This window comes from Streptomyces sp. NPDC059373 (assembly GCF_042751495.1).
Lineage (GTDB): Bacteria > Actinomycetota > Actinomycetes > Streptomycetales > Streptomycetaceae > Actinacidiphila.
Genome location: NZ_JBHYXC010000024.1, coordinates 17819 through 41366 on the forward strand (window position 1 = coordinate 17819; position 23548 = coordinate 41366).

Genomic DNA, 23548 nt, shown 5'->3' on the forward strand with positions numbered 1-23548 from the left:
TCCTTACGGGGCTGGGGCCGGGCCCAGCGTCAGCGTCGGGTTCCCGGCCGCATTACCGGCCGGCGGCCCGACGACCGCCGTGAACGCCTCCGTACGGACCGTCAGGCCGTCGGCGCCCAGGGCGAAGTCGGGCGCGAAGGGTTCGTCGGCGGCGTGGGCGGGGCCGTAGCGGACGGCCAGGACGGTGAGGCCGTCCGGGGGCGAAGGGGCGGGGGCGGCTTCGAGGGCGGTGGTCGCGATGATGTCGCGCCAGCCGGAGTCGGGGTTGCCGTAGCCGCGGGGGTCGGCGGCGAGGCGGAAGGCGGCCTGCTCCTGGGTGAGGCCGATGGTGTCGGGGCTGTTGAAGTAGGCCGAACCGTCGGTGCCGGGGAAGTCGGGGGTGGTGAGGGTGAGTTCGCCGGCGGAGGTGACCGCGAGGGCGCCGACGACCAGAGGACCGTCGGCGACCAGCCGGGCGCCCTTGTCGGCGAAGCTGACGCCTGCGGCCTCGGTGAGCTTGGCGAGCCGGCCGTCGGCGGCGGTGGCGTACGGGAGTCCGGCCAGCAGGCGGGCGCCCGGCGTACGTTCCAGGGCGACGGTCAGCCACAGGCTCGTGCCGTCGGTGACGTACAGGGACTGGACGTGGGCCAGGACCTGGTCGCGGTTGACGACGGGCTTGGTGACGAGCTTGGCCACCAGGCCGGGAGCGGCGACGTCGCGGACCCGCACCTCGCCCATGGGCCGCGTGAGCAGGAAGCCGTCCACGGCCGGGCCGATGCCGTGCTGCCGGTTGGTGGCGGCGGGGAGCAGGATCGTACCGGCGGTCTCGATCAGCGCGGGGGTCATGACGGAGTCGAAGGACACCGAGACCCGCGCGGAGCGCAGCTGGTGGCGGGCGGGGGCGGTGCGCGGGGTGCGGTACCAGCGGGTCGTGTCCTGGGTCTGCCAGACCAGCATGAAGGCGAAGTGGCCGTCGACGGCGCCGTCGGGGCCTGCGGCGTGCCGGCCCCAGCGGGTGTCGCCGAGGTAGCGGCCGAGGTCGGAGCCGATGCGGCGGCTGAAGTAGCGCAGGCCGAGGACGGCTTCGAAGCCGGAGTGCTGCTCGCTGTAGCGGGGGCCGCCGACGTCGTAACCGCCGGAGGCGAGCCGGGCGTCGAGGTAGCGGGCGATCTCGTCACCGTCCTCGGCGAACGCTTGCTTGCCAGTGACCCGGTGGGCCTGCGCCAGGAACGACAGCGAGATCGGGCCGTAGTTGTTGTCGTACGCGCCCCCGTGCTCGGGGGGCAGCAGCGCGCCCCGGTCGGGCAGGCGCTTGGCGCGGATCTCGGTGGCGTAGAGGTGGAGCGCCCGCTCGCGGACGGCCTCCGCGTCCTTCGGGTCCTTGAGGTGCCGGGTCAGCATCAGGGCGCCGACGATGGCGCCGATGGCCTGGTTGGCGGTGTCCTGCGGGTTGAAGTACGCGATGTCGGTGAGCCAGCGCCAGTAGCCGTGGGCGACGTCGGTGAGTTCGGCGCGCTGTTCGGCCGTGAGCAGTCCGTCGGCGAGGTCGAGGACGTTGACGGCCTGGAGGAGTGCCCAGGCGGTGCTGGGCCAGTCGCCGATGGGGTGGCTCCCGTCGTCGAGGACGTAACGGGCGTAGGGCTCGCCGGAGTCGCGTACGCGCAGGTTCGGATAGCCGGGGTTGTCGGTGCGGTGGACGCGCTCGCGGAGGTGGAAGTCCAGGCTGCGGCGCACCGGTTCGGCCAGGTGGTCGAGTGTGCCGCCCGAGCGCTGCCAGGCCAGGGCCAGCAGCGAGGTGATGCCGAGCGAGGTGTCGCCGATGTCGTCGTCGCAGCCGGGGCGCTCCAGGTTGCCGTCGGCGGTGATGCGGTCGAGGGCCTGGGCGGCGACGCGCTCCAGCACGGCGTCGTACGCGGCCGGGTCGTCGGGCAGGTCGTGCAGGGCGCCGAGCTGGTGGGTGAGGAACACCATGGCTTTGGGAGGTCAGCCCTTCATTCCGGAGGTGGCCATGCCTTCGACGAGGCGCTTCTGGAAGACGAGGAAGCAGATCAGCGTCGGGAGGAGGGCGAGCGTGGACATCGCGAACATCGCGCCGTACGAGGAGCCGCTGGTCTTGTCGAGGAAGAGCGTCAGGCCGATCGGCACGGTGTACTTGGCGTTCTGGTTGAGGTAGACGAACTGGCTGAAGAAGTCGTCGTAGGTCCAGATGAAGGTGAAGATGGTGGTGGTGATCAGGGCGGGGCGCATCAGGGGCAGGATGATCCGCAGATAGATCTGCCCGGGATTGGCACCGTCCATCATCGCCGCCTGGTCGAGTTCACGCGGAATACTGCGGATGAACTGGACCATCAGGAAGATGAAGAACGCGTCCGTCGCCAGGAACTTCGGGACGATCAGCGGCAGGAACGTGTTGATCCAGTTGAGGTTGTAGAACAGCGTGTACTGCGGGATCAGCGTCACCTGCATCGGCAGCATCATCGTGCCGAGCATCAGCCCGAACCAGATCTTCTTGCCCCGGAACTCGAAGCGCGCGAACGCGTACGCCGCGAGTGAGCAGGACACGACGTTGCCGATCACCGCTCCGATCGTGACGAGCAGCGAGTTGGTCAGGTAGAGCGAGAACGAGTTGCCCGAGCCGCTCCAGCCCTTGCTGTAGTTCTGCGGGTGGAAGTGCTTCGGCCACAGGCCGACCTGGGTGAAGATGTCCTGGTCGGGCTTGAACGAACTGCTGAGCATCCACATCAGCGGGTAGAGCATGGCGAGCGCCACGCCGATGAGCACGGTGTGCAGCAGGATCCGGCGGGCGCCGGTCACGGCGCGCAGCCGTTTGAGGGGGGCCATGGTGGTGGCGGTGTTGGCAGACATCTCTTCCGTACTCCTACGACCTCACCGACGACTCAGTCGTCGTAATGGACCCAGAACCGGCTGGCGGCGAAGTTCAGCGCCGTGAACGCGGCGATGACCAGGAACAGCACCCATGCCAGCGCGGAGGCGTATCCCATGTGGAAGTAGTTGAAGCCCTCCTTGTACAGGAAGAGGGAGTAGAGCATGGTCGAGCCGATCGGGCCGCCGCTGCCGTTGCTGATGACGTAGGCGGGGGTGAAGGTCTGGAACGAACCGATGATCTGCAGCACCACGTTGAAGAACACGATGGGGGTCAGCAGCGGGAGCGTGATCCGGAAGAACCGGGTGAACACCCCCGCACCGTCGATCGCCGCCGCCTCGTAGACGTCCTTCGGGAGCTGCTTGAGGCCGGCCAGGAAGATCACCATCGGGGTCCCGAACTGCCACACCGCCAGCAGGATGAGGGTGTAGATCGAGGTGTCGGGCGAGGAGACCCAGTCCTGGCCCTTGATGCCGAACCAGCCGAGGAAGTCGTTGAACAGACCGTCGCCACCGAAGATCTGCCGCCACATGATGGCGATGGCGACCGCGCCGCCGAGCAGGGACGGCAGGTAGAACGCCGCCCGGTACAGGCCGAGTCCGCGCAGCGGGCGGTTGAGCAGCACCGCCACGCCGAGCGCGAGCGCGAGCTTGAGGGGGACCGAGACCGCGACGTACAGCAGCGTCACATGGACGGTGTTCCAGAAGTTCGGGTCGTCGCCGAACATGTGGGTGTAGTTCTGCGCACCGATCCACTTGGCCGGGGTGAGCAGGTTGAAGTCGGTGAAGGAGAGGTAGAGGGAGTCCAGCATCGGGTAGATGGTCAGCCCGAAGACCCCGATGAACCAGGGAGCCAGGAAGAGGAACGGCCACCAGCCGCCGGCGCGCCTTCTCGCGGCGCGTTTGCGCATCCGTTCGCGATCGGCCGTGGTCGCCGGGCCCGGCGGCTCCTTGACGACCTCGTCAATCTTCTCGGTGGTCACACTCATCTCCCTGGCTCCTGGCCTCTCCTGGTGGGGTGACGGCGGTTACGACGACGACAGGATGCTGTTGGCCTGGTCGAAGAAGCTGCTCAGCGCGGACTTGATCGTCTTCTTGCCGAAGGCGATGGCCAGGTTGGACTGGAACAGCAGTTCCGAGATCTGGTCCGCGCCGGTGGGCGGGGCGACCGGCGCGGCGAGCGCGTTGGTGGCCTTGGTGACCCGGTCGGAGACGTAGGCGGCGGCGTCCGAGGCCCGCTTGTCGTTGCCCGCCAGGGACGGCGCGATGATGGCGCGGGCCTTGGCCGTCGGCGGGATGCCGCGCAGCAGCGCCATGTCGGCGATCGCCGTCTTGTCCTGGGCGAAGAAGCTCATGATCTTGACGGAGTCCGCGATGTGCTTGCTGCGGGCGGTGGCGCTGAGCAGCACGCCGCCGTTGACGTAGTTGCCCTCGTGCGCGCCCGACCAGCTGCCCTGGGGGGTGGGGATGAAGTCCAGGGTGGCGCCGGTGAGGCTGCCGGAGGAGTTGGTCAGACCCGAGTCGAACGTGATCATTCCCTTGCCGATGACCACCGCGTTCTTGGTGAGGTCATTGTGCGCGGAGGAGGTGACCGCGCCGCCCGGGGAGGCGTGGATCTTGCGCATCTCGGCCCAGTAGGTCCACCACTCCTCGAGGGTGGCCTCGGTGTAGCCGAGCTTGCCGCCCGCGGTGTAGAGGTTCTGGCCCTTCTCACGGGTGAAGATGTCGAAGGCCTGGTTGGTGGAGCCACCGCCGTCGTCCACGCCGAAGACCTTGCCGCCGCTGGCCTTGTAGACCTTGGCCGCGTAGGTCTTGAGGTCCTCCCAGGTCCACTCCTTGTCGGGCTCCGCGAGGCCGAGCTTCTTCAGACCGGTGACGTTGATGGTGAGGACGTTGACGCCGATGCCCGACGGCACGCCGTAGAGCTTCCCGTCGACCGTGCCGGCGGCGAGCAGCGACTTGGAGAACCCGGTCAGGTCGAGGGACTTGCCGACGTAGTCGTCGAGCGGCGCGAGCACGCCCTTCTTCGCGTACGAGGCAACCAGGGCGGTGTCCATCTGGAGCAGGTCGGGGGCGCTGCCGCCGGCGACCTGGGTGTTGAACTTGTCGAAGTAGCCGTCGTAGCCGGAGTAGCGGGGCTTGATCTTGATGCCGGGGTTGTTCTTGGTGAAGGTGGCCAGCGCCTTCTTGTAGGCCGCGTGCCGGTCGTCGCTGCCCCACCAGGTCATGACCAGCTCGCTACTGCCCGAGCTGGCGCCGGTGCCGCCACATGCGGCCAGCGTGCCGCCGAGCGCGGTGACCGCGGCCAGCCCTCCGCCGATGCGGAGCAGGCCTCTACGAGAGATGTCGGTGCCCACCGGTTCCTCCTACGTGTGCGTGACGAAGTGCCCGATGAATTCGGGGCTGAAGGTTCTGTCAGGGTTCTGCGGGGGGATTGTGCGGCGTTCTGCAAGGGGTCCTACGGGGGTGTGTTGTCGCTCCCGCGGATCGCGGCCTCGCCCGGCCGCGCCGCCATGGCGGGGAGGAGTCCCGGTGTCCGTCCTGCCGTACGAGCACGCCCTCGTACTGGGAACCCCTCACCCGGAGCCGGGATCCCGCCGGCTCGGTAAGCGCTTGTCCGGACATTCGCAGAGACGCGGGTCCGGAGTCAATGCCCGACTTGGGCTCCGCCGGTAACAGTTTGGATTCCGCGGGCGACGGCGAGGCGGGTGGCGCCGACGACGGTGCCGGTGTTGCCGAGCACGCTGGAGACCACCTCGGTGGGCCAGCTGAGCCGCTCCAGTTCGGCCCGGACACCGGGCAGGAGCTGGGGGTTCGCGCCGATGCCGCCGCCGAGCACGATCAGGCCCGGGTCGAGCACGGCGGCCACGGCGGCGGCGAGCCGGCCCACCTCGGCGGCATGGTCGGCGACCAGGGCGGCGGCGGTGGCATGGCCCTCGGCGGCAAGCGCGAACAGCCGCTCGGCGGTGCGCGGGCGGGGGCCGTCGCCCGCGTCGGGGCGCCAGGCACTGGCGGCGCGGGCGACGAGGGAGCGGGCGCCCGCGTAGGCCTCCAGGCCCTCGTGCTCGGGCCGCCGGCCCTCGGCCCAGGGGTAGGGCAGCCGGGCGACCTCGCCGGCCGCGCCATTGGCGCCGCGCAGGACCTGGCCGCCGAGCACGATGCCCAGGCCGATGCCGTAACCGATCTGCAGATAGCCGAAGCCGGCCGCGCCCCGGTCACGGGCGGCGCCTTCGTGCAGCTCGGCGAGGGCGGCGCAGTTGACGTTGTTCTCGACCTGGACCGGGACGCCGGGCGGCAGGGCGAGCGCCTCGAAGGCGGCGCGGGGCCGGGCGGTGGCGAGGCGCGGGCGGCCCTGCGCGTCCTGGCCGGCGACGTCCGGGACGGCGACGACGACGGCACGCAGCGGGCCGGCCCCGGCGGCCTGGAGGGCGTCGATGACGGTGTGGACGGCGTCGGCGGGGCGCAGTTCGTCGCCGGTGCCCTGGACCGCGAGGACGGTGCCGTCGAGGGTGCAGCCGCGTACGTCGGTGTGGGTGGAGCCGAGGTCGACGGCGAGGACGCAGCCGGCCTGGGGGCCGAGGCGGTAGACGGCGGCGGAGCGGCCGGTGCCGCCGTTGGCGGTGCCGGAGCGGGCGGCCAGGCCGGCGGTCTCCAACTCGGCCATCGCGAGGGAGACGGTGGGCTTGGACAGGCCGCAGGCAGCCGCCAGCTGGGGGCGGGTGGCGCTGCCGGCCCCGGCCAGGACGGCGAAGACGGCTCTGGCGCTGTCGCTCGGCAGCTGCCCGGCGGCGGCTGCGGTGTCGCCGTTGGTCATACGGTCCCCCAAAAATCCCTGGTGATCGAACACTGCGCATCCAACATCGGCCGCTCGTTTTTCGGCAGCCCCTTGACTCACTGTACTTCGTTAGTTAATTTCCTAACGAAGTCCGACACACGCCTGTCACTCCCCACCGAGGCCCGTCCCGGGGTCTCCCGACACCGCTGCTCTGCCCTCACCCAGCCACGGTCTCGCCCGCCGTGCGCAGCAGCCCCACCCCCCAGCGCTGCGTCGCGAAAGGCGAAGGAACCACGTGCAGGACTCCACTGCCCTCGTCGTCGGTATCGACGTCGGCGGCACCAAGACGCATCTACGAGCGTGCCTCGGCGACGACGACATCGTCGTCGCCGACCACGTCCGTACCACCCGTGGCTGGCGGCCCCACAACGCCGCCGACGCCGCGGACTGGCTCACCGAACTGATCCACCACGCCCTGCCCGTGGGGTACCGTCCGGCCTCGGTCGCCGTCGGCGCCCACGCCTGCGAGACCCCACGGCAGAGCGCGCTCATCCGGCAGGCCCTCGTCGCCCGCCTCGGCGGGCATGTGCCCTGCCACGTCGTCAACGACTCCCGGCTCCTCGTCCCCGCCCTCGGCCTGGACAGGGGTGTCGGCCTCGTCGCCGGCACCGGCTCGATCGCCGTCGGCCAACTCCCCGACGGCACCGCCGTCCAGGTCGGCGGCTGGGGCGCCGTCCTGGGCGACGAGGGCAGCGCGGCGGGTCTCGTACGCGAGGCCGTACGCGCCGTCTACGCGGCCCACGACCGCGACGACCGGCCCGACGAACTCGCCCGGCTGCTGCTCGCTGCCTTCGGCGTGGCCGAAGTGCCCGCGCTCGGCGCCGCCCTGGAGGCCGCGCAGGAGCCGTCCGCCGACTGGGGGCGCCACAGCGCCGCCGTCTTCGAGGCGGCCGCGACCGGTTCGGATATCGCCCGCGAAGTCATCGCGGCCGGCGGCCGGGCCCTGGCCGGCCTGGTCATCCGGCTCGCCGAACGCGGCGCCGAGACCGACGACATCGTCGTCGCGGGCGGCGTCGTACTCAACCAGCCCGAGCTCTTCGGCGCCCTCACCCACGCCCTCGCCGCGGCACTTCCCGGCACCCGGGTGCACCCTCTGCGGGTGCCACCGGTCACCGGAGCCGTGCGGCTGGCCCGGGCCGTTGCCGCAGGCGCCCACGCCAAGGCCGACGAAGCCGACGCCGACGCCGACGCCACCGAACCTACCCCCGGAAAGGCGGCCACGGGATGAACCGGGACACCATGCGGATCGGCGCCATCCGGTCCACCGACCTCTTCGTCGGCACCGGCCAGGCGCCCCGGCAGGTCGTCCGCGTCACCCTGCACGGCGGCACCGGCCCGGTCCGGGTCCGCGTGGAGGGCTCGACCGTCAGCACGCCCGAACCCGAACTGATCGCCGCCCCGGGCCCCGGCGGGGAAGCCGTCGCCGAGGTCGGCGTCGTCATCTCCGCCCCGGCCGCCGAGGGTTCCGTGCACCGGGTCACCGCGATCGCGGAGGGCACCGAGGGTACCGACGGCGCCCACGGCAGCCGCCGCTGCACAGCCGGCGGGACGGTGACGGCCGAGGCCACCGGCTGGACGATGTGGATGGTGTCCCACTTCCACTACGACCCCGTGTGGTGGAACACCCAGGCCGGCTTCACCGCCGTGCGCCACGAACTCCCCGACCTGCCCTGGGTCGACCGGCTGCGCCCGCCCTTCGTACGCAGCGCCTTCGACCTCGTACGCGCCCACCTCGACGCGGCCCGGCACGACGAGGACTACCGCTTCGTCCTCGCCGAGATCGACTACCTCAAACCGCACTGGGACGCCTACCCCGACGACCGGGCCGACCTGCGCCGCTTCCTGCGCTCCGAGCGCATCGAACTGGTCGGCGGCAGCTACAACGAGCCCAACACCAATCTCACCCACCCCGAATCGACGATCCGCAACACGGTCTACGGCATCGGCTACCAGCGCGACGTCCTCGGCGGTGACCCGCGCTCCGGCTGGATGCTGGACGTCTTCGGCCACGACCCCGCTCACCCCGGCCTGATGGCCGACGCCGGCCTGGACTCCAGCGCCTGGGCGCGCGGCCCCTTCCACAACTCCGGCCCGAAGGGCCACACCGAAGACATCACCCGCATGCAGTTCCCCTCCGAGTTCGAGTGGATCGCCCCGAGCGGGCGCGGCGTGCTCACCCACTACATGGCCGCGCACTACACCGCCGGCTGGGCCATCCACCGTACGGAGTCGGTCGAGGCCGCCATGGACGCGGCCTACGGGCAGTACGCCGACCTGAAGAAGGTCGCCGCGACCCGCAATGTGATGCTGCCGGTCGGCCACGACCACAACGTGCCGTCGCGCTGGTGCACCGAGGTCCACCGCGAGTGGGCCAAGCGCTATGTCTGGCCACGCTTCACGATGGGCCTGCCGCGCGACTTCTTCGCCGCCGTGCGGCGCGAGGCCGAGGCGCGGCCCGTGTCGCCGGTCCTGCCGCAGACCCGCGACATGAACCCGGTCTTCACCGGCAAGGACGTCTCGTACATCGACACCAAGCAGGCGCAACGGGCCGCCGAGACCGCTGTCCTGGACGGCGAGCGCCTCGCCACGCTCGCCGCCACCTTCCTCGGCAAGCGCTTCCCCGCCGAGTCCCTCGACAAGGCCTGGCGGCAACTCGCCTACGGCGCCCACCACGACGCCGTCACCGGCACCGAGTCCGACCAGGTGTACATCGACCTGGTCGGCGGCTGGCGGGAGGCGTACGAACTGGGCGACCAGGTACGCGGCGCCGCGCTGGAGCAGCTTGCCGAGGGCACGGACACGCGCGGCGAGGGGCGAGCGGTGTTCGTCGCCAACACGCTGTCGTGGGAGCGGGACGGGATCGTGACCGTCCCCTCTGCGCAGGGCCTCGAGGTCCGCGACGAGACCGGGCGGCCCGTGCCCTGCCTCACGGAGGAGGACTCGATCAGCTTCATCGCCAAGGACGTGCCCTCCCTCGGCCACCGCGTCTTCCGGCTCGTCGAGGGCGAGGGCGACGGCGACAGCGAGAGCGCAGCGCGCGGCTGGACCGCCGTCCCCGGCGCGACCGGCATCGACAACGGCGTCTTCCGCATCGGGGCCGACCCCGCGCGCGGCGGCGCCCTCACCCGCATCACCGACCTGCGCACCGGCCGCGAACTGCTGCGCCCCGGCGGCCTCGGCGCCGAACTCGTCGTCCAGGACGAGCACTCCACCCACCCCGTGTGGGGCGAGGGCCCCTGGCACCTGCTCCCCAAGGGACCCGGCAGCGGGACCGGCACGCAGCGCGCCGCCTCCGTACGCGTCGAGCACTGCGCGGCCGGCCGCCGGATCACCAGCGAAGTGAGCCTCGGCGGACTGCGCTTCACACAGGAGGCGACCTTGTGGGAGGGCGCCGAGCGCATCGACTTCCGTACCCGCGCCGACGGCTCGATCGGCGAGGACCGGATGCTGCGCGTCCGCTTCGACCTCGACCTGCCGGGCGCGCTGCCGGTCTCCGAGGTCGGGTTCGCCGCGATCGGGCGGTCGTTCGGCTTCCCCGACTCCGACGCGGCCGAGCACCTGTGGACCCTCGACAACCCCGCCCACACCTGGGCCGGGCTGGGCACGACCGCGTGCCTCGCCCTGCACGGCGCCGACGGCCGCACGCAGCGGCACGCCATCGGCGTCGCCGAAGTGATCGCCCCCGAAGACCATGATGTACGCCCCCTCCTGGCCGCCCTTGTCGCGCAAGGCGTCACGGCCACCACAACCCGCCCCGAGGGCCTGCGCTACGGCTCCCTCGACGCGGACTCCAATCTCCCCGACATCAGGTTCGCACTGGGCACTGACAATGCCTTCGCGGAGGAGGTCCTGCGCTCCGCCGGGCCCGTCTATCGCAAGGCGCTGGCCACGCGCGGCGTCGTCTTCGTACCGGCCCGTCGGTCCCGCCGGGAGGCCTGGGTGCCCGGCGCGGATCTGCGCGGGCCGCGCGATCTGCCGGTGCTCATCGCCGCGCACGGCCTCGCGGTGGACGGACCCGTCATCGACGTGCCGGTGCCCGACGGCCTCGGCACCACGGCCGAGCCCGCCGTGGACTACTCGGCCGCGCTGATCAACCACGGCACCCCGAGCTTCGTCGCCACCTCCGACGGCACGCTCTGCCTCACCCTCATGCGCGCCTGCACCGACTGGCCGGCCGGCGTCTGGATCGACGGCGAGCGCCGCACCGCCCCCGACGGCAGCAGCTTCGCCTTCCAGCACTGGACGCACGACTTCCGCTACAGCCTCGTCGCCGGCCCCGGCGACTGGCGCGCCGGCGGCTTCGTACGGGCCGGCCAGGAGGCCAACCAACCGCTCCTGGCGACCGAGACCGCCGTCGGCGACGGCGAACTTCCCGCCCGGGCCTCGCTGCTGACCGTCGAGCCCGCCAACGTACTGCTCAGCGCGCTCAAGCCGCGCGGCAATCCGATGGCCTCCGGGCTCCCCGGCGATGTCGATCCGGTGGCGGACGGGCTGGCCGTCCGGCTGTACGAGTCGCAGGGGCGGGCGACCACGGCTCGCGTGCGGCTGTACGGCGGGCTGGCCGACGCCGAGGCGACGGATCTGCTGGAGCAGGCTTCCGATGTGCGGCCGTTGGCGGTGGAGGACGGTGACGTACGGGTCGGGCTGGGGGCGGCGGACGTGGCGACGTTGGCTGCGCGCCCGGTGTACTCCCCCGCCCCCGAGCCCCCCTCGGGGCCGCGGCCCCGGCCCCTGCTCGCGGCTGAACCGGTGTTCACCCGGTACTGGCTGCACAACACCGGCCCGGCGCCCGTGGGTTACCTGCCGGTGAGCGTGCACCTCACGCAGCTCGCCGAGCCGGGGCGGATCCGGGTCACCGTCGCCGCGTCCGCCGGGGCCGCGCGGGGCACGGTCGGGCTCGACGTGCCGGCCGGGCTGGTGAGCGAGCCGCAGGCAGCCCTGGACTACGACCTGGCGCCGGGCGAGCATGCCGAGTTCACAGTGAACGTGAGGCCGGACGAGGGCGCCGCCCCGGGCACGTACTACGTCGCGGCGCGCATCCGGGACGACCTCGGGCAGCTTCTGGAGGACGTGGTGCCCGTCACCGTGGGCACCGCGACCGCCGAGCCGCTACGCGCCGAACTGACGCCGCACAGCGTCCGCGTGACCAATGACGCCCGGTCGGAGATCCGGGGCGAGGTCCAACTGATCAGCCCGTACGGCACGTGGGGCGCTCCGGGGGACGACCTCGCGGTCACGCCGCGCACCCAGGGGTTCGCGGTCGCGCCCGGGGAGACGGCCGAACTCCCGTACGCAGCCACCGCGAAGGCACACGGCAGCGGCCAGTGGTGGGTGCTGGCCAAGGTCTCGGCGTTCGGCGCGGTGCACTACACGGCCGCGCTGCCGCTCACTGCAAATGGGCCGTGTCGTTCCACAGGGTGAGGGCCGGGTCGCCGTACTCCCAGCCCAGGATGGACAGTGACGCCGGGGCGAGGCTGAGCACCATGCCGCGCATCGGGTCGAGGCGCAGCCAGCGGGCGGCGAGGGTGCGCAGGAAGTGGCCGTGGGCGAAGACGACGCAGTCGGATTCGCCCCCCTTGGCCCAGGCGACGACCTCGTCTGCGCGGTTGGCGACCTGCCAGGAGGTCTCGCCGCCGATGACGCCGTCGCGCCAGATCACCCACCCGGGGCGCTCCTCGCGGATCTCCGGGGACGTACGGCCCTCGTACTCGCCGTAGTCCCACTCCCTGAGCGCGTCCCACTCCTCGGCCCGGTCCCCGAAGCCGGCCAGCTCGCAGGTCTCGCGGGCGCGGACCAGCGGGCTCGTGCGGACCCGGGCGCCGGGAAAGTCGTTCCACGGGGCCCGCTTCAGCCGCTTGCCGAGCAGCAGGGCGGCCTCGCGGCCCTCCTCGGTGAGCGGGATGTCCGTACGGCCGGTGTGCTGGCCGCTCTTGGACCACTCCGTCTGGCCGTGCCGGACCAGGATGAGGCGCGGGGGCATCAGGACTCCTCCTTGTGGACCGCTTCGATGTTGTTGCCGTCCGGGTCGCTGACGAACGCGCAGTATGCCCGGTACTCGGGCCAGTGGCGGGGCGCGTGGCGGCTGCTGCCGCCCGCCGCCACGGCCGCCGCGTGGAAGGCCTCCACCTGGCCCCTGTCGCCCGCCGCGAAGGCGATGTGCACGCCGCGGGTGGGCTCGGCGCCGGGCTGTTCCAAGGAGAGCGAGGGGGTGTCGCGGTCGGGGTGCCAGTATTCGGCGGCCACGTCGCTCTCGTATCCGATACGGATGCCGAGCGGCGCCAGCGCGGCCGAGTAGAAGCCTCTGCTGAGGGCGAGGTCCGACGCGAAGACGCCGATGTGATGGATGAAAGATTCGGGTGATCCCACACCGACAGCCTAGGCGGATGCCAGACTGACCGCCGTGTTCGCGCTGGCTGTGGCCCTCACCGTGCTCCTCGTCCTCGAATCGCTGCCGTCGGCGGTCGTCCAGCTGGCCCGTGCCCGGCCGGGGCTGACCCGGTTCGACGAACTCACCCGATTGGGCGTACTCCAGGGCCGCCACCTGTGGTTTCTGACACTGCTGGGCTCACTGCACCTGTTCGGCACGGTCGCCGTCATCGTCGGTCTCTGGGCGCCGCCGCTGGGGGTCGCGGGCGCGTCGGTCGAGGCGCTGGTCTTCGCCTGGGTGCTGGCCATGCAGCTGCGGTCGGGGGATCGGGGACGGGCACTCGGGGCTTACATGCTGTTTCTGACGATGGCGCTGTCCGTGCTGGTCGTGGACATACTGCGTTGACAAATGCCCGATTTTGCCTAATTTTTCTGCTTAATAACAGTTATTTGCATATACTCTGATTTGTATTGATGTGGGTCTGGCCCTTCTTCCGGGGAGAGAGGTCGCTGACGCCACCCCGGTGCAACGCCGTGGAGCCGCAGACGATCAGCATCTGGCTTCCGCTGCTCGGAACTTGACGATCGGCCAACCCTGCGTATCAGGCGTGCAACCACAGACAACCGCCATGGAAGGACAACCCATGCGCAACCGACTGATGCGAGCCGCCGCGATAGGCGCGGCGTCCACGATGCTGGCCGGCGGTGCCGCGTTCGCCACCGCAGGCGCGGCATCCGCGGCTCCCGCACCCCGGCCCCCTGGACCGGTGCACAACAATTCCGGGCACAACCAGAACCACGATCAGAACCACAACCGCCACTGTCACAAGACGCATGGCCACTGGCAGTGGGTCTGGCACCACGGCTCCAAGGGCCACCACAACCACTCGAACCACGGGTTCTGGGTCAAGGTCTGGGTCCCCGGACACTGGGTCTGCAACCACCGGTAACGCCTGCCGCTCCTACGCCCTCGCCGAGGCCACCTCGGCGGGGGCGTCGACGTGCGGCCGCTGCGGGCGGCTGGGCGGGGCCGGGGTGCGGCTCCAGCGCTTGGCGATGACGGCGCACACCATGAGCTGGAGTTGATGGAAGAGCATGAGAGGCAGGACGGCCAGCGCGGCCTGCGGACCGCCGAAGAGGACGGTGGCCATGGGGAGGCCGGAGGCGAGGCTCTTCTTGGAGCCGCAGAAGACGATCGTGATGCGGTCGGCGCGGGAGAAGCCGAGGCGTCGGGCGCCGTACGAGGTGATGGAGAGCATCGTGGCGAGCAGCAGGCCCTCGATGGCGAGGAGCACGACGAGGCGCAGCGGAGTGACCTGGTGCCAGATGCCCTGGACCATGCCCTCGCTGAAGGCGGCGTAGACCACGAGGAGGATCGAGCCGCGGTCGACGTAGCCGAGGATCTTCTTGTGGCGGGCGATGAATCGGGCGACCAGCGGGCGCAGCACCTGTCCGGCGAGGAAGGGCACCAGCAGCTGGAGCACGATGCCGAGCACCGAACCCGCCGAGAAGCCGACGCCGTTGCTGCCGCCCAGGAGCAGCGCGGCGAACAGCGGCGTCACCAGGAGCCCGATGAGGCTCGAGAAGGAGCCCGCGCAGATGGCGGCCGCCACATTGCCCCGGGCGATCGAGGTGAAGGCGATCGAGGACTGGATGGTGGAGGGCAGCAGGCACAGAAAGAGCAGGCCGGTGTAGAGCTGCGGGGTCAGGACGTACGGAACGAGGCCGCGGGCGGCGAGGCCGAGCAGCGGGAAGAGGACGAAGGTGCAGGCCAGCACGGTGAGGTGGAGCCGCCAGTGCTTGAGGCCGTCCATTGCCTCGCGGGTGGAGAGCCGGGCGCCGTAGAGGAAGAAGAGGAGGGCGACCGCGCCGGTCGAGGCGCCGCCGGCAGCGGTGGCGGCCGGGCCCCGCGCGGGCAGCAGGGCCGCGAGGAGCACGGTGCCGAGGAGCGCCGCGATGTACGGGTCCAGGGGGAGCCGGGACGGGAAACGCAGGCGGGGCATGTTCTTCCTCTACGTACTGGGGTGCTGTGCTTGTCGCGCTGTGCGTGCTCGGGGAGCTCGTGCCCGAACGGGCCCTCTCCAGGATCCTCCTTGGCACGGCAATCGTAAATCCCTGTGACCGTGCTGACTGTCATCACGTATCGCGATAGGCGCGGATAGACTGCTCTCGTGTTCGATCCGGTGCAGTTGAGGACCTTCCTGGCGGTCGCCCAGACCCTGAGCTTCACGCAGGCCGCGGGGCGGCTCGGCCTGCGGCAGTCGACGGTGAGCCAGCACGTGCGGAAGCTGGAGGAGGCGGCCGGGCGGCAGCTCTTCGCCCGCGACACGCACAGCGTGGAGCTGACGGAGGACGGCGAGGCGATGCTCGGGTTCGCCCGGACCATCCTGGCGGCGAACGAGCGGGCGGCGGGGTGGTTCGCGGGCACGCGGTTGCGGGGAAGGCTGCGCTTCGGAACATCGGAGGACTTCGTCCTCACCCGGCTGCCGGAAATCCTTGAGGCCTTCCGGCGGGAGCACCCCGAAGTCGACCTGGAGCTGACCGTCGAGCTGTCGGCGACGCTGCATCAGCGGATGGCCGCCGGGCGGCTGGATCTGATACTCGGCAAGCGTGGCGGTGGCGAGGCCACCCACGGACAGCTGGTGTGGCGGGACAAGCTGGTGTGGATCGGCAGCGAGGGACTGCGGATCGACCCCGAGCGTCCGGTGCCGCTGATCGTCTATCCGCCGCCGGCGATCACGCGCGCCCGGGCGCTGGAGGCGCTGGAACGGGAAGGGCGCGCCTGGCGCCTGGCGTGCACGAGCGGTTCGCTCAGCGGGCTGATCGCTGCAGCGCGGGCCGGACTGGGCGTGATGGCACACGCCCAGGGCCTCATCCCGCCCGGGCTGGCGCGGGTGGCGGCCGCTCGCGCGGGGCTGCCGGAGCTGGGCGGCGTCGACTTCGTCCTGCTGCACGGGCGGCGGCGTCCTGCCGCGCAGGACGCCGCCCAGGCGCTGGCAGCCGCGATCCTGGCGGGCGGCGACCGGCTGCACCGCCCGCTGTAAGGGGCGGCCACAAGGGCCACCGCCCCTTACAGCGATCCGTCACCCGCCGGACGGCCCGGTTTCGTCGTCGTCATAGACCAGGGTCGTGGGTACCGACTCCGAACCCGTGCCGAACGGCGACCACACCCGCAGCCCGGTGAGTTCGCTGCTGTTGCGGTCCCAGGTGTCGAAGAACTCCGTACGTTGTCGCAGGGCGGCGGCCAGCAGCCGCAGCCCTTCCTTCCTTGCGCGCGCACCCTGCTCGAGACACCTGCGCCGCAGTACGGGCACACGGCGGAGGTCGAGGAGGCCCCACAGGAGGAGGGCGCAGCCGGCGAGGCCGACGGATATGGCAGGGGTGCCGCGCAGCAGGAGAGCGGCAAGGGTGGTGGTGAGGGCGCCGCCGAGACCGGCGGCGAGGAGGCGGAGCGGGCTGTGGGTGATGGCCTGGACGCTGAGGAGGGTGCGCTCCTCGATGTGCGTGGCGAGGCCGTCGGCGAGGAAGGGCTCGTCGACCTGGATCGCGGGATCGGTGGGGACGTCGGCGGTCCAGCCGTCGAGGGAGAGCAGGATGTGCGGGGGCCGCTGGGCGGCCGCGGCGATGACGAAGTCACCGGCGGCGTGCTGGACGCTCTTCCAGACACAGATGAGGGCCAGCCGCCGGGCGGCGGCGCCGAGTTCGACACGGGCGGCCTCGAAGACGGCGTGGTCGAGGACGTCGGAGAAGCAGAGGCCGGGCGGCGGGACGTCCAGGGCCGGCGGCACCACGGAGGCCGGGGGCTCGCCTCGGCTCTCGACGACGCGGCGCTGCCATTCCATCTCGCGGTGGAGCTCGTCCTCGTCGGGTTCGAGGCGGTCGATGAGGCTGTCCAGGGCGAGGCCCGCATAGCCTCGGCCGGCGGCGAACTCCTCGGGGGTGTCGGGGAATTCACGGCTGAGGTGCGCGAGCAGGCCGCCGGGGACGGTGGCGAGCTCCCAGCCGTACGCCAGCGGTTCCCACTGGTCGGCGGCGAGCTGGCGCAGCGCGGGGAAGCGGTCGGCGGAGACCGGGGTGCGCAGGTCCCACAGGCGCCCCTCCCAGCGCAGGGAACGGGGGCGGCTGGCGCTGATGTGCCGGGCCTGTTGCGGGCCCTCGTCGGGGGCCGCCGGGTCGTTGTCCCAGCGGAGCATCGCCTGGAGGGCGAAGGTGTGGGCCTCGGCGCCGAGTTCGCCGGCGGCGATGGCGCTGAGCACCGGCAGGAACTCCGGGCCGAGCCGCCTGGGGTCGAGGGTCTCCAGATAGCGGCCGGCCCAGCGGGCGGCGTCGTCCTCGCCGAGCCGGGCGCAGGTGAGGGCGGTGAAGAGCTTGGCCTTGGCGGGATCGAGGGCGTAGGCCAGGCCGCGGGCGTGCTCGCACAGGTCCGCGTCGCCGAGGTAGCGGGCGGCCAATGACATCGTTGCCGGAGCCAGCCAGTGGCTGCTGCCCCGCAGTGTCGCGCCCTGTACGCACTCCCGGACGATCACGGTCTCGACGACGTCCCGTCGTATCGCGTCGGCGGTGAGTGTGTGGACAAGTCCCCGGGCGAGGGAGCGGATCCGCTTCCGTTCGTCGAAGCGGGCCAGCCAGTCGGAGGTGAGCCGGGCCAGCTCGGCCTGGGCGCCGGTGGCGAGGCGGTCACGTTCGTACTGCTGGAGGAAGGCCGCGAACTCCTCGCGGCTGCGGGCGACTTCCTCGCCCAGTCCGGACGCCGTCCGGGTCACGTCCGCCAGGCGGCCGGACAGATCGCTCATCGTGCTGTGCAGGCCACCGACCCAGGCGCCGATGCCGGCCACCTTGACGTTCAGGCCGTCGAGTTCGCTTCCCTGGCGGACCTGCGCGGCCGTGAGCCGCGCGAGCCGTTCGCTCAGTTCGCTGGTGCCGGTGGTTCTGTGGGGGGCCTGTTCCCCTGTCATTTCCGTCGTACCCACCCCCTGGGCGGTCGCATTGTGGTGCGTACGATGGAGCAGGTAGGCGTCCCTGCGCAAGAGGACCTGCCCTATATCCGTTCTTCGTACGTCATCTGCTTGAACTTCCGTACGACAGGCGCTGTCCCAACGTGTCGCACACCCTCCAGTGCTCCGATCTTTGCGCTTCTTTGCGCTGAGATATGCGGAGCGGCCCACGTGGTCGCGGCAGAGGACTGTGGCGATCGGATCGGACGTGCCGGTGGTCGCGGCGACGAAGGCGGTCTCGGGGTGGCCGGCGAGCGCCTCGCCGACGGTGGCGAGCGCGGATGGCGCGACTGTGAGCCAGACTACGGCCTGGGCGTGGTAGCCGAGCAGCTCGGCGTCGAATTGCATGTCGAAATAAGAGGCCGCCCCACCTATTCGCGCGGCCTCTAAAGGACTCCGGAGCGGACGAGCTGCTCTCCGGGCGCCGCTCTTCGCCTCCGGGCTCGATACGGCAGCCATGGTCGCCGGAGCGGTGGGACTGACGGCCGGCGTCGTCGTCATCCTTCCCGTACGGACAAAGGCACCGGAAGTCGCCCATGACCAGCCGGAACAGGCGGCGGGAGCCGCTCTCCTCGCTGTAGAGCGTCAGTGACTGACGCGAGCAGATTTGATGGAGATCTACGCGCGTCGGGCCCCACAACACGGGTCCGGCGCGCGCCGCGTTCCCCTCGGCAACTGGGCTTTCGGCCCCGACCAGCACTGATGTACTAATCCCCGCTGCTCACAGGGCCGCACTCACCCCCCTCCCTCCTTCCCTGAGGATCAGGTACGTTACGGGCGCCCCAAGCGGTCGAGGAGCGACTCTTGCGTGAGTTCACCATCCCCCCACTGGTGACGGCACCCCAGGTAGGCGGTTTGGCCGACTCAGTGTTCGCCACCGCCGCCGAGGAGCCGGACCGCGTGGTGCTCGGCCGCAGAGCCGAGGCCGAGGGTCCCGACGCGCCGTGGCAGGACGTCACCGCCGCCGCTTTCCGCGACGAGGTGATGGCCGTCGCCAAGGGCCTGATCGCTCAGGGGATACGTTTCGGCGACCGTGTCGGGCTGATGTCCCGCACCCGCTACGAGTGGACGGTCCTGGACTTCGCGCTGTGGGCGATCGGCGCCCAGCCGGTGCCCATCTACCCCACCTCGTCGTCCGACCAGGTCCGCTGGATGCTCCACGACTCGGGCGCGGTGGCCTGCATCGTCGAGCACGAGGACCACGCCATGACCATCGGCGCCGTCGTCGACGAGCTGCCCCAGCTCACCCGGCTGTGGCAGCTGGACTCCGGCGCCGTGACCGAGATCGCCGAGTCCGGCACGCACATCGACGACGACGTCGTCCACCGGCACCGGATGGCGGTCACCCCGGACGCGATCGCCACCGTCATCTACACCTCGGGCACGACGGGCCGCCCCAAGGGCTGCGTGATCACGCACTCCAACTTCATGGCCGAGGCCGACAACATCATCGACAAGTACGAGCCGGTCTTCCACAGCAAGCCCGGCGACGAGGCCTCCACCCTGCTCTTCCTCCCCCTCGCCCACGTCTTCGGGCGGATGGTCGAGGTCGCCGCCATCCGCGCCCGGGTCCGGCTCGGCCACCAGCCGAACCTGGCCGCCGCCCAGCTGCTGCCGGCCATGGGCTCGTTCAAGCCGACCTTCGTGCTCGCCGTCCCGTACGTCTTCGAGAAGGTCTACCAGGGCGCCCGCCGCAAGGCCGAGGCCGGCGGCAAGCTGTCGGTCTTCGAGAAGGCCGTCGACGTCGCCGAGCGGCACGCCGAGGCCATGGAGGCCAAGGCCTTCGGCACCGGACCGGGACCGGGCGCCGGCCTGCGCGTACAGCACCAGCTCTACGAGAAGCTGGTCTACGGCAAGGTGCGCGCCGCCCTCGGCGGCAAGGTGCGGCACGCCTTCTCCGGCGGCTCCGCGATGGACCGGCAGCTCGGCCTGTTCTTCGACGGCGCCGGCGTCCGGATCTTCGAGGGCTACGGCCTCACCGAGTCCACCGCCGCCGCCACCGCCAACCCGCCCGAGCAGACCCGCTTCGGCACGGTCGGCCGGCCCATCCCGGGCACCACCGTCCACATAGCCGACGACGGCGAGATCTGGCTGCGCGGCGGCCAGATCTTCGCCGAGTACCTCAACAACCCCAAGGCCACCCACCAGGTCCTCCACGAAGGCTGGCTGGCCACCGGCGACCTCGGCGCCCTCGACGACGACGGCTACCTCACGATCACCGGCCGCAAGAAGGAAATCCTGGTCACCAGCGGCGGCAAGAGCGTCTCCCCGGTGCCGCTGGAGGAGCGGGTGCGGTCCCACCCGCTGGTCGCCCAGTGCGTGGTCGTCGGCAACGACCGGCCCTTCGTCGCCGCCCTGATCACCCTCGATCCGGAGGGCGTCTCGCACTGGCTGGCCATGCACGGCAAGTCGGCGCGCACGATGGCCGAACTGGTCCGCGACCCGGACATGGAGAGCGAGATCCGCCGGGCCGTGGTGGCCGCGAACACCCTGGTGTCGCAGGCCGAGTCGATCCGTACCTTCCGCATCCTGGCGGGCCAGTTCTCCGAGGAGCAGGGGCTGCTCACGCCCTCGCTGAAGCTGAAGCGCAAGGCGATCGAGAAGGCGTACGCGACGGAGGTCGACGCGCTGTACCGGGCATGACCGGGAATGCGATCAAGGGGCAGATCGTTGAGGCTGGGAGAACGTGTACGACCAGTCCGACAACGTAAGGAACACCTGCTCGTGAGCAAGGTCCCCTTCATCACGCTCAACAACGGCGTCCAGATGCCGCAGCTCGGATTCGGCGTCTGGCAGGTCCCGGACGACGAGGCGCGGGCCGCGGTCAGGACCGCCCTCGAGGCCGGCTACCGCAGCATCGACACCGCCGCGATCTACGAGAACGAGAAGGGCACCGGCCAGGCGATCGCCGACGCCGGGCTGCCCCGCGACGAGCTGTTCGTCACCACGAAGCTCTGGAACGCCGAGCACGGCTACGACTCCACCCTGCGCGCCTTCGACGCCTCGCTGGACAAGCTCGGCCTGGACCACGTGGACCTCTACCTGATCCACTGGCCGGTGCCCTCGCGCGGCCTGTACCTCGACACCTGGCGGGCCTTCGAGAAGCTGTACGCCGACGGCCGCACCAAGGCCATCGGGGTCTCCAACTTCCCCGTCGCGCAGCTCCAGGAGGTCCTGGACGAGGGCTCGGTCGTCCCGGCCGTCAACCAGATCGAGCTGCACCCCAACCTCCCCCAGGCGGAGCTGCGCGCCTTCCACGCCGCCCACGGCATCGCCACCGAGGCCTGGTCCCCGCTCGGCAGCGGTCGCGGCCTCCTGGAGGACCCGGCGCTGGCCGCCCTCGCCACCAAGCACGGCAAGACCCCGGCCCAGGTCGTGCTGCGCTGGCACCTCCAGATCGGCAACGTCGTCATCCCGAAGTCCGTCACCCCCTCCCGGATCCGGGAGAACCTCGACGTCTTCGACTTCGAGCTCGACGCCGACGACCTGGCCGCCATCGACGCCCTCGACAACGGCACCCGCCTCGGCCCGGACCCGGCCACCTTCGACTACGTCGGCTGACCTCGCCCGGCCCCCGGTCCTGACGCCGCCGCCCGCGCTGACATGCGCGGGTGCCGGCGTTTCCCGTCGCACTGGTGGCCGACTGCCGCATTGGCTACTCTCGCCTATCCGGTCACTGGTTCACGTCCCGACGACAGGCGGACATGCTCGATTACGACGCCGAAGCCACCGCGTACGACGCCACCCGCGGCGGCGTACCGCGAGCCGACGCGGCGGCGGAAGCCGTGCTGAGCCTGGTGCCCGGCTACGCCCGCACGCTGCTGGACGTGGGGTGCGGCACCGGCCTGGTCACCGAGCGGTACGCGCGCCGCAGCAGCCTGACGGTGTTCGGCGTGGACCCGGCACCCGGCATGGCCCGGATGGCGGCCCGGCGCGTCGGGGCCACGGTGGCTCTCGGCGACTGCCGTCAACTCCCGTACGCCACCCGCACGTTGGACGCCGTGGTGACGGTGTGGCTGCTGCACCTGGTGCCCTTCTCGGCCGCCGTGATCGCCGAGGCCGCCCGCGTCCTGCGCCCCGGCGGGGTCTTCGTCACCACGGTCGACAAGGACGCCGCCCACCACGCCCACAGCGACATCGAGGCGCTGCTCGCCCCGTACCGTGCGCCCCGCGAGCCCTACGACGCCGCCACGACGGTCGCCGAGACCGCCGCGCGGCACGGCCTCACCCCCGCCGGCGAGACCCACTTCACCGGCCACGGGCAGGGCCGCAGCCCGCGCGACGCGGCGGCCGATGCCGAACGCGGCTACTACGCCTCACTCCTCGGCCCGCACGACCCCGCGCCGCTGGCCCGGCGCCTCAACGCCCTCCCGGAGCCGGACGAGCCGCGCCCCGATCCCGTCTACCGGCTGCTGGCCTTCCGCAAGCGGTAGTCCTCGGCCCGCCGTTCGAAGAACTCGTGCAGGTCGCGGGCGGCGCGGGGGGCCGATCCCGAGCGGCTGCGCTGGATGACCATGAGGACAGCGGTGTCGTCGTCGCGCAGCGGCCGGCAGGTGATGGCGCCGCTGCGCTCCAGGGGGTCGCCGATGACGCTGAAGTCGGGCAGCACGGTCGCGCCGAGCCCTTCCGCGACCATCAGCTTGCCCATCTCGGCACCGTCGGTGGAGTACGAGAAGGACGGGGTCCGGCCGGCCAGCAGCCGGTGAACGTAGCGGTGCATGACGTAGCCGGAGCGCATCACGATCAGCGGCTCGGCGAGCAGGTCGGCCACGCCGACGGTCGCCAGAGCGGCGAGCGGGCTGTCGGGACGTACGCAGACCACGGGCCGGCCCCGCAGCAGCTCGGTGGTCTGGAAGTCCGGCGGGATGTCGTCGCCCTGGAGGTAGTTGACCAGGCCGAGGTCGAGGCTGCCTTCGAGGAGCGCCCGGTGGATCTCGGTCTGCTGCGCGGCGATCACCTCGACCTGCGTGACCGGATGCGTCTCGCGGAACTCGCGGATCGTCGGCACGAGCAGCGGCACGGTGGCGGCGTTGACCGTCCCGAGCCGCACCATGCGGCTGGTGTGGTGCTGGTCGTCGGCCGCCCGCCGCAGCCGGTCGACCGCCTCCAGCACGCTGATGATGTGCGGCAGCAGCTCACGGCCCTGGTCGCTGATCTTCGCGCCCGAGCGCTTGCGGTCCAGGAGGTCCACGCCGAGCTCGCGCTCCAGGTTGCGTACGGTCTCGCTCAGCGCGGGCTGGGAGAGGTGCAGCTCCTCGGCGGCCCGGCGCAGTGAGCCCAGGCGGGTGACCGCCTCGATGTACTCCAGCTGCTCGATCCGCACGGGCCCGGCTCCCGCCTCCTGCGCGCAGTGATAGGGAAACCCTACCAACCCCTCGTCAACGCCGACTCGACCCCCGGCGCCGCCCGCCGGTAGCCTCGCTGCATGGTGAACGAACTTCGGAGCCTCACGAGGCGGCGGCACGTGGACTACGTGCGCATCCTCACCCAC

At 71.4% G+C, this 23548-nt stretch carries 19 protein-coding genes; 9 read left to right on the forward strand and 10 right to left on the reverse strand.

Features of this window, described 5'->3' with window-relative positions; translation table 11 throughout:
• Positions 1–3: 3 nt before the first annotated feature.
• The 5 genes from ACFXJ5_RS27200 to ACFXJ5_RS27220 all read right to left on the reverse strand — a co-directional run bounded on the left by ACFXJ5_RS27200 (position 4) and on the right by ACFXJ5_RS27220 (position 6676).
• Positions 4–1947 (reverse strand): hypothetical protein, encoded by a 1944-nt coding sequence (locus tag ACFXJ5_RS27200; protein ID WP_384636560.1) that lies wholly within the window; start codon positions 1945–1947, stop codon positions 4–6.
• A gap of 15 nt (positions 1948–1962) precedes the next feature.
• Positions 1963–2844 carry a carbohydrate ABC transporter permease gene (locus ACFXJ5_RS27205; protein WP_384636304.1) on the reverse strand — a complete coding sequence of 294 codons (882 nt, stop codon included), beginning with the start codon at positions 2842–2844 and terminating at the stop codon, positions 1963–1965.
• Positions 2845–2876: 32 nt separating this feature from the next.
• A complete protein-coding gene (locus ACFXJ5_RS27210; RefSeq protein WP_384636563.1) occupies positions 2877–3845 on the reverse strand; it encodes a carbohydrate ABC transporter permease in 969 nt (322 codons plus the stop codon).
• Between the two features lie 45 nt (positions 3846–3890).
• Positions 3891–5219 (reverse strand): ABC transporter substrate-binding protein, encoded by a 1329-nt coding sequence (locus tag ACFXJ5_RS27215; RefSeq protein ID WP_384636307.1) that lies wholly within the window; start codon positions 5217–5219, stop codon positions 3891–3893.
• 290 nt (positions 5220–5509) lie between these two features.
• Positions 5510–6676, reverse strand: a complete 1167-nt coding sequence (locus ACFXJ5_RS27220) for an ROK family protein (protein ID WP_384636310.1) — start codon at positions 6674–6676, stop codon at positions 5510–5512.
• A gap of 256 nt (positions 6677–6932) precedes the next feature.
• Here ACFXJ5_RS27220 and ACFXJ5_RS27225 point away from each other — a divergent pair, with 256 nt between their 5' ends.
• Together ACFXJ5_RS27225 and ACFXJ5_RS27230 are read left to right on the forward strand one after the other, a co-directional pair.
• A complete protein-coding gene (locus ACFXJ5_RS27225) occupies positions 6933–7925 on the forward strand; it encodes an N-acetylglucosamine kinase (RefSeq protein ID WP_384636313.1) in 993 nt (330 codons plus the stop codon).
• Positions 7922–12118: a glycoside hydrolase family 38 N-terminal domain-containing protein gene (locus ACFXJ5_RS27230; RefSeq protein ID WP_384636316.1), complete on the forward strand. Its 4197-nt coding sequence runs from the start codon at positions 7922–7924 to the stop codon at positions 12116–12118. Before ACFXJ5_RS27225 ends, ACFXJ5_RS27230 begins: the two co-directional genes overlap by 4 nt.
• Here the strand turns inward: ACFXJ5_RS27230 and ACFXJ5_RS27235 are convergent.
• Both ACFXJ5_RS27235 and ACFXJ5_RS27240 read right to left on the reverse strand, forming a co-directional pair.
• The gene (locus tag ACFXJ5_RS27235) at positions 12084–12677 is read right to left on the reverse strand and encodes a histidine phosphatase family protein (protein WP_384636318.1); all 594 of its coding nucleotides are present in this window, start codon (positions 12675–12677) and stop codon (positions 12084–12086) included. The genes ACFXJ5_RS27230 and ACFXJ5_RS27235 overlap by 35 nt on opposite strands.
• Complete coding sequence (locus ACFXJ5_RS27240; protein WP_384636321.1) at positions 12677–13063, reverse strand: VOC family protein; 387 nt, start codon at positions 13061–13063, stop codon at positions 12677–12679. The genes ACFXJ5_RS27235 and ACFXJ5_RS27240 overlap by 1 nt, the downstream gene beginning before the upstream one ends.
• Before the next feature lie 34 nt (positions 13064–13097).
• Between ACFXJ5_RS27240 and ACFXJ5_RS27245 the strand changes: the two genes are divergently transcribed.
• On the forward strand, positions 13098–13469 hold the full coding sequence (locus tag ACFXJ5_RS27245) for a DoxX family protein (protein WP_384636324.1): 372 nt from the start codon (positions 13098–13100) through the stop codon (positions 13467–13469).
• A gap of 238 nt (positions 13470–13707) precedes the next feature.
• Positions 13708–14013, forward strand: a complete 306-nt coding sequence (locus ACFXJ5_RS27250; protein ID WP_384636326.1) for a hypothetical protein — start codon at positions 13708–13710, stop codon at positions 14011–14013.
• 12 nt (positions 14014–14025) lie between these two features.
• On the opposite strand, the gene ACFXJ5_RS27255 is transcribed toward ACFXJ5_RS27250, so the two are convergent.
• Complete coding sequence (locus ACFXJ5_RS27255) at positions 14026–15066, reverse strand: bile acid:sodium symporter family protein (protein ID WP_384636328.1); 1041 nt, start codon at positions 15064–15066, stop codon at positions 14026–14028.
• A gap of 168 nt (positions 15067–15234) precedes the next feature.
• Here ACFXJ5_RS27255 and ACFXJ5_RS27260 point away from each other — a divergent pair, with 168 nt between their 5' ends.
• Complete coding sequence (locus ACFXJ5_RS27260; protein WP_384636331.1) at positions 15235–16107, forward strand: LysR substrate-binding domain-containing protein; 873 nt, start codon at positions 15235–15237, stop codon at positions 16105–16107.
• Between the two features lie 39 nt (positions 16108–16146).
• Here the strand turns inward: ACFXJ5_RS27260 and ACFXJ5_RS27265 are convergent, their stop codons facing one another.
• Positions 16147–18018, reverse strand: a complete 1872-nt coding sequence (locus ACFXJ5_RS27265) for a hypothetical protein (RefSeq protein WP_384636334.1) — start codon at positions 18016–18018, stop codon at positions 16147–16149.
• 210 nt (positions 18019–18228) lie between these two features.
• Between ACFXJ5_RS27265 and ACFXJ5_RS27270 the strand changes: the two genes are divergently transcribed.
• The 4 genes from ACFXJ5_RS27270 to ACFXJ5_RS27285 all read left to right on the forward strand — a co-directional run bounded on the left by ACFXJ5_RS27270 (position 18229) and on the right by ACFXJ5_RS27285 (position 22490).
• Positions 18229–18447 carry a hypothetical protein gene (locus ACFXJ5_RS27270; protein WP_384636337.1) on the forward strand — a complete coding sequence of 73 codons (219 nt, stop codon included), beginning with the start codon at positions 18229–18231 and terminating at the stop codon, positions 18445–18447.
• A 414-nt stretch (positions 18448–18861) separates the two neighbouring features.
• Complete coding sequence (locus ACFXJ5_RS27275) at positions 18862–20700, forward strand: AMP-dependent synthetase/ligase (RefSeq protein WP_384636339.1); 1839 nt, start codon at positions 18862–18864, stop codon at positions 20698–20700.
• An 81-nt stretch (positions 20701–20781) separates the two neighbouring features.
• Positions 20782–21618, forward strand: coding sequence for an aldo/keto reductase (locus ACFXJ5_RS27280; RefSeq protein WP_384636341.1), 837 nt, complete (start codon positions 20782–20784; stop codon positions 21616–21618).
• A gap of 143 nt (positions 21619–21761) precedes the next feature.
• On the forward strand, positions 21762–22490 hold the full coding sequence (locus ACFXJ5_RS27285) for a class I SAM-dependent methyltransferase (protein ID WP_384636343.1): 729 nt from the start codon (positions 21762–21764) through the stop codon (positions 22488–22490).
• On the opposite strand, the gene ACFXJ5_RS27290 is transcribed toward ACFXJ5_RS27285, so the two are convergent.
• A complete protein-coding gene (locus tag ACFXJ5_RS27290; RefSeq protein ID WP_384636346.1) occupies positions 22460–23380 on the reverse strand; it encodes a LysR family transcriptional regulator in 921 nt (306 codons plus the stop codon). The two genes, ACFXJ5_RS27285 and ACFXJ5_RS27290, sit on opposite strands and share 31 nt — an antisense overlap.
• Positions 23381–23548: the final 168 nt, after the last annotated feature.

Bases quoted from the DNA above. Each gene is read 5' to 3' on its own strand.
- ACFXJ5_RS27220 (WP_384636310.1), bottom strand. From the start codon at position 6,676: ATGACCAACGGCGACACCGCAGCCGCCGCCGGGCAGCTGCCGAGCGAC.
- ACFXJ5_RS27205 (WP_384636304.1), bottom strand. From the start codon at position 2,844: ATGTCTGCCAACACCGCCACCACCATGGCCCCCCTCAAACGGCTGCGC.
- ACFXJ5_RS27250 (WP_384636326.1), top strand. From the start codon at position 13,708: ATGCGCAACCGACTGATGCGAGCCGCCGCGATAGGCGCGGCGTCCACG.
- ACFXJ5_RS27265 (WP_384636334.1), bottom strand. From the start codon at position 18,018: ATGACAGGGGAACAGGCCCCCCACAGAACCACCGGCACCAGCGAACTG.
- ACFXJ5_RS27230 (WP_384636316.1), top strand. From the start codon at position 7,922: ATGAACCGGGACACCATGCGGATCGGCGCCATCCGGTCCACCGACCTC.
- ACFXJ5_RS27235 (WP_384636318.1), bottom strand. From the start codon at position 12,677: ATGCCCCCGCGCCTCATCCTGGTCCGGCACGGCCAGACGGAGTGGTCC.
- ACFXJ5_RS27255 (WP_384636328.1), bottom strand. From the start codon at position 15,066: ATGCCCCGCCTGCGTTTCCCGTCCCGGCTCCCCCTGGACCCGTACATC.
- ACFXJ5_RS27285 (WP_384636343.1), top strand. From the start codon at position 21,762: ATGCTCGATTACGACGCCGAAGCCACCGCGTACGACGCCACCCGCGGC.